The 7,507-nt window shown below is 63.8% G+C and carries 7 protein-coding genes; 6 read left to right on the top strand and 1 reads right to left on the bottom strand.

From position 1 onward, the window contains the following. The 4 genes from VEK15_22065 to VEK15_22050 form a co-directional block, all read left to right on the top strand. Window positions 1-637 (top strand): molybdopterin cofactor-binding domain-containing protein (locus tag VEK15_22065; GenBank protein HXV63402.1); only part of this gene is annotated, 637 nt, incomplete at its 5' end. After that, window positions 634-1,497, top strand: a complete 864-nt coding sequence (locus VEK15_22060) for an XdhC family protein (GenBank protein HXV63401.1) — start codon at window positions 634-636, stop codon at window positions 1,495-1,497. The genes VEK15_22065 and VEK15_22060, both read left to right, overlap by 4 nt. Beyond that, entirely contained in the window at window positions 1,487-1,930 is a 444-nt protein-coding gene (locus tag VEK15_22055; protein HXV63400.1) for a carbon monoxide dehydrogenase subunit G, read from the top strand. The genes VEK15_22060 and VEK15_22055 overlap by 11 nt, the downstream gene beginning before the upstream one ends. After that, window positions 1,927-2,934 carry a molybdopterin-binding protein gene (locus tag VEK15_22050; GenBank protein HXV63399.1) on the top strand — a complete coding sequence of 336 codons (1,008 nt, stop codon included), beginning with the start codon at window positions 1,927-1,929 and terminating at the stop codon, window positions 2,932-2,934. Before VEK15_22055 ends, VEK15_22050 begins: the two co-directional genes overlap by 4 nt. A 13-nt stretch (window positions 2,935-2,947) precedes the next feature. On the opposite strand, the gene VEK15_22045 is transcribed toward VEK15_22050, so the two are convergent. Beyond that, window positions 2,948-4,249, bottom strand: coding sequence for an amidohydrolase family protein (locus VEK15_22045; GenBank protein ID HXV63398.1), 1,302 nt, complete (start codon window positions 4,247-4,249; stop codon window positions 2,948-2,950). Window positions 4,250-4,416: 167 nt separating this feature from the next. On the opposite strand from VEK15_22045, the gene VEK15_22040 reads away from it, so the two are divergent. Further along, on the top strand, window positions 4,417-6,969 hold the full coding sequence (locus VEK15_22040; GenBank protein ID HXV63397.1) for a M14 metallopeptidase family protein: 2,553 nt from the start codon (window positions 4,417-4,419) through the stop codon (window positions 6,967-6,969). 167 nt (window positions 6,970-7,136) lie between these two features. After that, a partial coding sequence (locus tag VEK15_22035; GenBank protein ID HXV63396.1) for an RNA polymerase sigma factor occupies window positions 7,137-7,507 on the top strand: 371 nt, incomplete at its 3' end.

Here is a 7,507-nt window from a genome sequence, read left to right as displayed (position 1 = left end):
AGCCGCCGAGGAAGACCTCGAATGGGAGCGAGGGAAGTTCTTCGTCAAGGGCTCTCCCGACCGTGCCAAGACGATCCAGGAGATCGCCTTCGCCGCCTACACCAACCCCCCCGAGGGAGTGGAGGCCGGTCTCGAGGCGGTAACCTACTACGATCCGCCCGCACTCACCTATCCGTTCGGCTCTTACATCTGCGTGGTGGACATCGATCGAGGCACCGGCGAGGTGAAAGTGCGCCGGTTCGTTGCGGTCGACGACTGCGGCGTGCGGATCAACCCCATGATCGTCGAGGGCCAGATCCACGGCGGGCTCACCATGGGGCTCGCGCCCGCGCTTTTCGAGGAAATTTCCTACGACGAGAACGGCAACATCCACGGCGGCAACTTCATGGAATATCTCGTGCCGACGGCGTGGGAAACTCCGAAATGGGAGACGGGTGAGACGGTGACGCCCTCGCCGCACCATCCCATCGGCGCCAAGGGGGTGGGGGAGTCAGCCACGGTGGGAGCGCCGCCCGCGATCGTCAATGCGGTCGTCGACGCGCTCTCGCATCTCGGCGTTCGCCACCTGGAGATGCCCCTGACTCCCGCCAGAGTGTGGCAGGTGCTCAAGGACAAAGGCGTGGCCCTCGAAGAATGAACATCCTGGAGGAGGCTCTCCGCCTGGAGAAGGCCGGGGAGCCTTTCGTGATTGCGATCGTCGTGAGAGCGGTCAAGCCCACCTCCGCGAAGCCGGGAGCCAAAGCGATCATCACCGAGACGGGCGGATGGATTGGCTGGATCGGCGGAAGCTGCTCTCGTCCCGCGGTCGCCTACGAAGCGCGGAAAGTGCTCGCCTCGGGCGAGGCACGGCTTCTACAGCTATCACCCGATCAAACCTGCGCGAGCGGCGGGGCGCTTGACATTTACCTGGAGCCTCACGTGCCGAAACCCCATCTCATCATCGTCGGCCATCTTCCCGTGGCGGAAGCCCTTTGTTCTCTGGGGAAACCATTGGGCTTTCGCGTCACCGCGATGTCTCCCGAGGCGAAGCCCGAGCAGTTCCCTGCCGCGGATGTTTTCGTCGACCGGATCGATTTCTCCGCCGCGGACGGGGGCGAAGCCTACATCGTGATCGCGAGCCACGGCAGCTACGATGAGGAAGCGATCCGGGCCGCCCTCGGGACCGAAGCGGGCTATATCGCTCTCGTCGCGAGCAAGAAGCGCGCCAGTGCCCTACTCGATGACGTAGCCGATCGCGATCGTGTCAAGACGCCCGCTGGCCTCGACATCGGAGCGGTAGCGCCGGAGGAAATCGCCCTGAGCATCCTCGCCGAGATCGTCGCCGTCCGCCGGAGCAAGCCCGTTCCCGTCGCCGACGAGTCCGGTTTCGCCACCGATCCGGTTTGTGGCATGACCGTCGAGATCGCTCACGCGGGGCACATCCTCGAGGTCGGCAGTGACACTTATTATTTCTGCGGAAGCGGATGCAAGGAGCGTTTCTCGACCCATGCTCGTTGAAGGAAGAGACAACATTAGAGCGAGTCGCAAAGAGGTCTGGAATTTTCTCACCGACGCCGAGTCCGTGGCCCAGTGCACGCCCGGGCTCGAGTCGATGGAGGTCCTCGAGCCGGGGAAGAAGTTTCAAGCGCTCGGGGCTCTCGGCCTGGGAACGGTGAAGGTCAAGTTCAAGACGATCATCGAATGGACCGCTCTGAACGAACCGGACTCGGCCAGGATGAAGATGAGTGGAACCGCCCCGGGGAGCTCGATCGACGTGGCTAGCGAGCTCGAGCTCCAAGACGGCGCCGACGGCACCACCGAGCTCGCTTGGAAAGCGGACGTTCGCGTCGTGGGGACGATCGCGAGCCTGGCGTCGCGGCTGATGAAGCCGGTTACGATGAAAATGACCACGCAATTCTTCTCCTGCGTGAAGAAGAAGATCGAGGGATGAAGTTCGGCCCGGTCCCCATCGCGGAGGCCGTGGGCAAGATTCTGGGGCACAATATCGCCGGACCCGATGGCAGGCGACTCCTGCGGAAGGGACGCGCCCTCGGCCCGAAGGACATCGAGGTTCTCGCCAATCTGAGGCGGGGGTCCGTATACGTGGCCGAGCTCGAGGAAGGAGACATCGGCGAGGACGACGCCGCGAAGCGCATCGCCGCGGCCGCCGTCGGCCGCGGATTGAGGCTCTCGGGTGCGGCAACGGGTCGGGTCAACGCTACGGCCACGGCTCTCGGGCTGTTCCGCGTCGATATCCCGAAGTTGCGAAACTTGAACGCAGTCGAGGGCACCACGCTCGCCTGCCTCGAGCCCGATTCCGTGGTGCGTCCGGGACAAATGGCGGCAACGATCAAGGTGATTCCTTACGCCGTCCCCGACGGGCAGGTGGCACGCGCCGAGGCGCTCGGCGCGATCCTGCGCGTGGACGAGCTGCCGATGCGGCGTGTCGCGCTGGTAATGACCGGGAGCGTCGGCGGGCGCAGTCGGCTCGTGGAGAGTTTCGCACCGCTCGAGGAGCGTATCGTCTCGCTAGGCTCCGAGCTGACCCAGCGGTCTTTCGTGGACCTGGACGACGAAAGCGGCGAGGAAAGCCTCGTGGCCGCCATCCGCGGCGTCCTTGGATCGGATCTCGTGGTGCTCGCGGGCGACACCGCCATCATGGATCGGCACGACATCGCCCCTCGTGCCGTCGAAAGGGCCGGGGGTCGGATCGAGGCGTTTGGGGCGCCCGTCGATCCGGGAAACCTGCTCATGCTCGCCTATATCGATGACGTTCCCGTCGTCGGCGCACCGGGCTGCGCGAGAAGCCGCAAGACCAACGTGGTGGATTGGGTCTTGCCGCGTCTACTGGCCGGCGATCGCCTCGGCCGCGACGATATCGTGGAATTCGGCGCCGGAGGGCTGCTCGAGGACGTGCCCGAGCGGCCCCTTCCCCGAAGCCGGATCCGCGGCTGAGCCTAGGTCGAAACTACTCCGTACTCTGGCCCGAGAAGCGTGAGCTGAGAGCCCTGCGATCGATCTCTTCGCCGCGCAAATACACGGCGGAGATTCGACGGGTGTTGGTAATATCCTCGAGCGGATTCGCTTCGAGTACGACGAAGTCGGCGCTCTTCCCCGCTTGGACCGTTCCCATTTCGCTCAGCCCCGCGAGCTCGGCGGCGTTGCCGGTTGATGCGACGAGCACCTCCGCCGGCGTCATGCCGGCAGCCACCATATCTTCCATCTCGACGTGCGGAGCCCACGGCGTATTGCCGTCGGTGCCGAGCGCGATTCGCATCCCCGCCTCGTTGAGGCGCGTCAGATTGCGCGCCTGGATCGCGAACGTCGCCTGAGCTTCGGGGGACACGGTCGCGGCGCGGGTCATCTCCGCGAGCTCCTCCTCCGGCATCGAGCCGCTCAACCAATCGAGCTCCGTCGGCACGCCGCGATTTGGCAGGTTCGGTACCAGCACCACGTTGGGGCGCTCCTTGACGAGCTTCACCAGCTCGTCGTCGACGTCCTGGTCGCGCACGCCGTGCGCGAACGCGTCGACACCGGTGCGAAGGAGCTCTTTCGCGTCCTCGAGTGTGAAGATGTGGGCGGTGACCCGTGTGCCCGCCTGGTGGGCCTCGTCGATAACCGCCTGGTAGAGCGCGGAGCTCAGCTTTTCGTACTGTCCGTTCCGGTCGTCGACCCATATTTTTATGATGTCGACGTCGCGAGCTAGCTCGTCGCGAACGGCCTGCCGGGCTTCCTCCTCCGTGGTAACCCAGTGAGGCGCCTCCGAGCGTCCCGGCTCGGGTGACGTGATTCCGCGCCCCGCCGAGCGGTACCGCGCCGCTCCCGGGATAATCTCGCCACGAATTTCGAGCGGCGTACCTTCCCCGTCGTGCCCCAGGCTCATGGCCGCTCCGACCCCATGATATGCGCGCCGCTCCAGATCCTCGATGAGGGCCTCGCGCGTCGTGCTGAGGTGCGTGTGGGTATCGACCAGGGCGGGGATGACGGTCATCCCCGTGAGATCGACTCGTTGGGCGCCTTCGGGCACGGATACCTCACCCGCCGCACCGACCGATAGGAACTTGCCCTCATCGACGTCCACGGTGAAGGCTGAATTTTCGATAATCTGCCCGTTGCCGACGATGAGACGCGCTCCTTCGTAGGCCAGCACCGTGCTCGGTCGTTCGGTGGCGGGCTCGGGTCCCGGGCCGGAGCAGGACGAAGCCCACAGGATCAACGACAGTCCGCCGGGCACGCTCCAGAAACGCGGTTCGGTCTTCGATCGGTGCATGAGAGCCTCCAGTCTCATTTGAGTCGTCGCGCATCTTAACCCCGATTGATGAAGAGTGCTCGGCTCGTACCGGCGTTTCTTGCCCTTCGGGATCCCACGGTCGAAAACTGCAGGTGGCGCCACGACTCGAGACGCGTTATCAATAAGCCCCTCGAGGAGGTATTTCGATGACGTTTCCCCTCTCGTTGATCCTTGCACCCGCAGTTCTCGCGATCGCGAACGTCCCGACGCCCGCGTCCGTTCTCGGCTTCGAGCCTTGCGACGAGCGCCAGCTGGCAACTTACGAAGAGATCGAGAGCTATTTTCGCGCGCTCGACGCCGCATCCGATCGGATGAACCTCTACGAGATCGGGGAGACCGCCGAGGGCCGGACGATGTTGATGGCCGTCATCAGCTCCGAGGCGAATCTCGCTCGGCTCGACCATTTCAAGTCCATCGCTCAGCGACTCGCCCTGGTGCGTGATTTGACCGACGAGAGGGCTCGTGAGCTCGCCGCCGAAGGAAAAGCGGTGGTCTGGATCGACTTCGGCCTTCATTCGACGGAGCGAGCCCATGCTCAGACCGCGCCCCTCATGGGGTACCGGGCGGTCACGAGCGAGACGCCGGAGTGGCAGTCCATCAGAGACAATGTCATCTTCATTCTCATCCCGAACATCAATCCCGATGGAACGACCCTCGTGGTCGATTGGTATCGAAAGGTCAAAGGGACGCCCTACGAGGAGTCCAATCCGCCCGAGCTCTATCAGAAATACGTGGGGCACGACAACAACCGCGACTGGTACATGTTCAATCAGCCCGAATCGCGGAATATCGCGCGCCAGCTCTATGAGGAATGGTTTCCACAGATCATCTACAACCAGCACCAGGAGGCGCCATTCCCCGCGAGGATCTTCGTTCCGCCTTTCGAGGATCCGATGAACCCGAACATTCCGCCGCTGGTGATGCGAGGCATCAACCTCGTCGGCGAAGCCATGACGAGACGCTTCGACCAGGAGAAGAAGATGGGGGTGGTCTCACGCTTGCAGTTCGACACCTGGTGGAACGGTGGGATGAGAACGGCCCCGTACTATCACAACATGGTGGGGATCCTGACGGAGACGGGGCATTCGTCCCCGATGACGGTCGAGTACGATCCCGAGGAGTTCCCCAAGACCTTTGCGAACGGAGAATCGACGAGCGCGCCCTCGACGTACTACCCGAACCCCTTTCGCGGCGGGACGTGGCGATTCCGCGACAGTTGCGGCTATATGGAAACCGGCTCGATGGCCGTGCTCGATATCGGGGCGAAACGACGCGAGGAATGGCTCTACGACATTTACCGGATGGGCCAGGACGCCATCGAGGCGGGGGCGAGCGAGACCTATCTCATCGACGAGAGCCAGTGGGATCCCGGCACGGCGGTCAAGCTCGTGAACGTGCTCAGGAGAGGTGGCATCGAAGTCGAGCGGACGAGCGCCGAATTCGCAGCTGGCGGAAGAGAGTACCGGGCGGGGACGTTTCTCGTTCGGGGCGCCCAGCCCTTCCGCGCGCACTTGACGGATCTGTTGAACCCTCAGAGCTATCCCGACCGTCGGCTCTATCCGGGCGGTCCGCCCGAGCGCCCCTACGACATCACCGGCTGGACCCTTCCCTATCAAATGGGCGTTTCCGTGGAAAAGGTCGAGTACGCGGTGGAGGTGGAGACGGAAACCGTCGATTGGGCGCCGGTGCCCGAGGGCGGCGTGGATCGTCGGGGAAGTTTCGGCTATGCGCTGGATCCTCGGGCGAACGATGCGTTCACCGCGATCAATCGGCTGATGAAAAGCGGTGCCTCCGTCGGCCGGACGAAACAGAGTCTCTTCGATTGGCCCCCAGGTGCCTTCGTCGTCCAGGCCTCACGCGAACGGGTCGAAGCCCTGGCGAAGGAGCTCGGACTCAAGGCACGAGCGCTGGACGAATCTCCCGCGGACGTCGTGCCGCTGCGTCCCTCTCGCATCGCCATCTATCAGGCGTGGGGCGGGAACATCGACGAAGGATGGACTCGCTGGGTGCTCGAGCAATTCGATTTCCCGTTCACGACCATCCACGACGATGACGTTCGGGCGGGGAATCTCGAGGCGCGTTTCGACGTGATCGTGCTCCCCGACGCCGGACTCTCGAGCATGCTCAGCGGGCTCGACGAGGGCACGATGCCTGCCGAGTATACCGGCGGCATGACGCCCGAGGGGGTGTACAACCTCTATCGTTTTGCGTCGTCGGGAGGAACCCTCGTCGCCATGGACAGCGCTACCGAGCTACCGGTGACGAGCTTCGGCCTGGCAGTGCGCGACGTGACCAGAGGGGAGGACGAATCGAAATTCTTCATTCCGGGAACGATCCTGAACCTCGACGTGGACAACACCCACCCCCTCGCCTGGGGCATGGCGGGAAAGGCGGCGGCGTTCTTCGCCCGCAGCCCCGCTTTCGACGTGGGCCGCGAGCCGACGCGATTCGAGCGCCAGCGAGGGATCGAGCCGGGACTTCCCGACGGCTACCGGATCGTCGCCAGATATCCGAAAGACAACCTCCTCAAGAGCGGCTGGCTCATGGGCGAGGGCGTCATCGCCGAGAAAGCGGCCGTGGTGGAAGCGCCACTTGGAGACGGACGAGTGGTTCTCCTCGGTTTTCGCGTCCAGCACCGTGGCCAGAGCCATCAGACCTACAAACTGCTGTTCAACGCGCTCCTCGGCCCTGGCGGCTAGCCAACTTTCACAACCGCCGTTCTTCGGTGTTATACGTAGGCAGGGTGATGAAAAATTCAGCCACCCTGCGCGAGCGGAGCGAGCCCGGCGCACCTGTTGCGCCGTAAGCAGCCCGAGCCCCGGCGGACGATCGATGACGGGTCCCGCCAGGGCATTGAGTATTAAAGATGCCGAAGACGATGCGTTTCACCGAGCTTCTCTCGAGCTACGAGGGTGAGATCTATCGCTACGTCTATCGGATGACCGGGAATCCCGACGATGCCCGAGACGTGCTTCAGGACACGTTTCTGAGGGCCTTCGAGGCCTTTGCCCGGCTTCCGGAGAACGCGAACCACCGGGCGTGGCTCTACAAAATTGCCTACCGTCGGACCTTGAATCATTTTCGGTCGACGAAAAGGCGCGCCGCCGCTCCCATGGAGCAGGCGAGAGGGGTGGAAGACGAGCAGGGACACCCGGAATCTCTTACGGAAACGCGACGGCTCGTACGTGCATTGAATCGTCTCATCCATGAGCTCACGCCACGACAGCGGTCGGCTCT

It is taken from the genome of Vicinamibacteria bacterium, assembly GCA_035620555.1.
In the GTDB taxonomy this organism is placed as follows: domain Bacteria; phylum Acidobacteriota; class Vicinamibacteria; order Marinacidobacterales; family SMYC01; genus DASPGQ01.
Note: the sequence above shows the minus strand (reverse complement) of the source record. Positions and strands in the feature narration are given on the sequence as shown.

Bases quoted from the DNA above. Each gene is read 5' to 3' on its own strand.
- VEK15_22060 (HXV63401.1), top strand. From the start codon at position 634: ATGAACATCCTGGAGGAGGCTCTCCGCCTGGAGAAGGCCGGGGAGCCT.
- VEK15_22055 (HXV63400.1), top strand. From the start codon at position 1,487: ATGCTCGTTGAAGGAAGAGACAACATTAGAGCGAGTCGCAAAGAGGTC.
- VEK15_22050 (HXV63399.1), top strand. From the start codon at position 1,927: ATGAAGTTCGGCCCGGTCCCCATCGCGGAGGCCGTGGGCAAGATTCTG.
- VEK15_22045 (HXV63398.1), bottom strand. From the start codon at position 4,249: ATGCACCGATCGAAGACCGAACCGCGTTTCTGGAGCGTGCCCGGCGGA.
- VEK15_22040 (HXV63397.1), top strand. From the start codon at position 4,417: ATGACGTTTCCCCTCTCGTTGATCCTTGCACCCGCAGTTCTCGCGATC.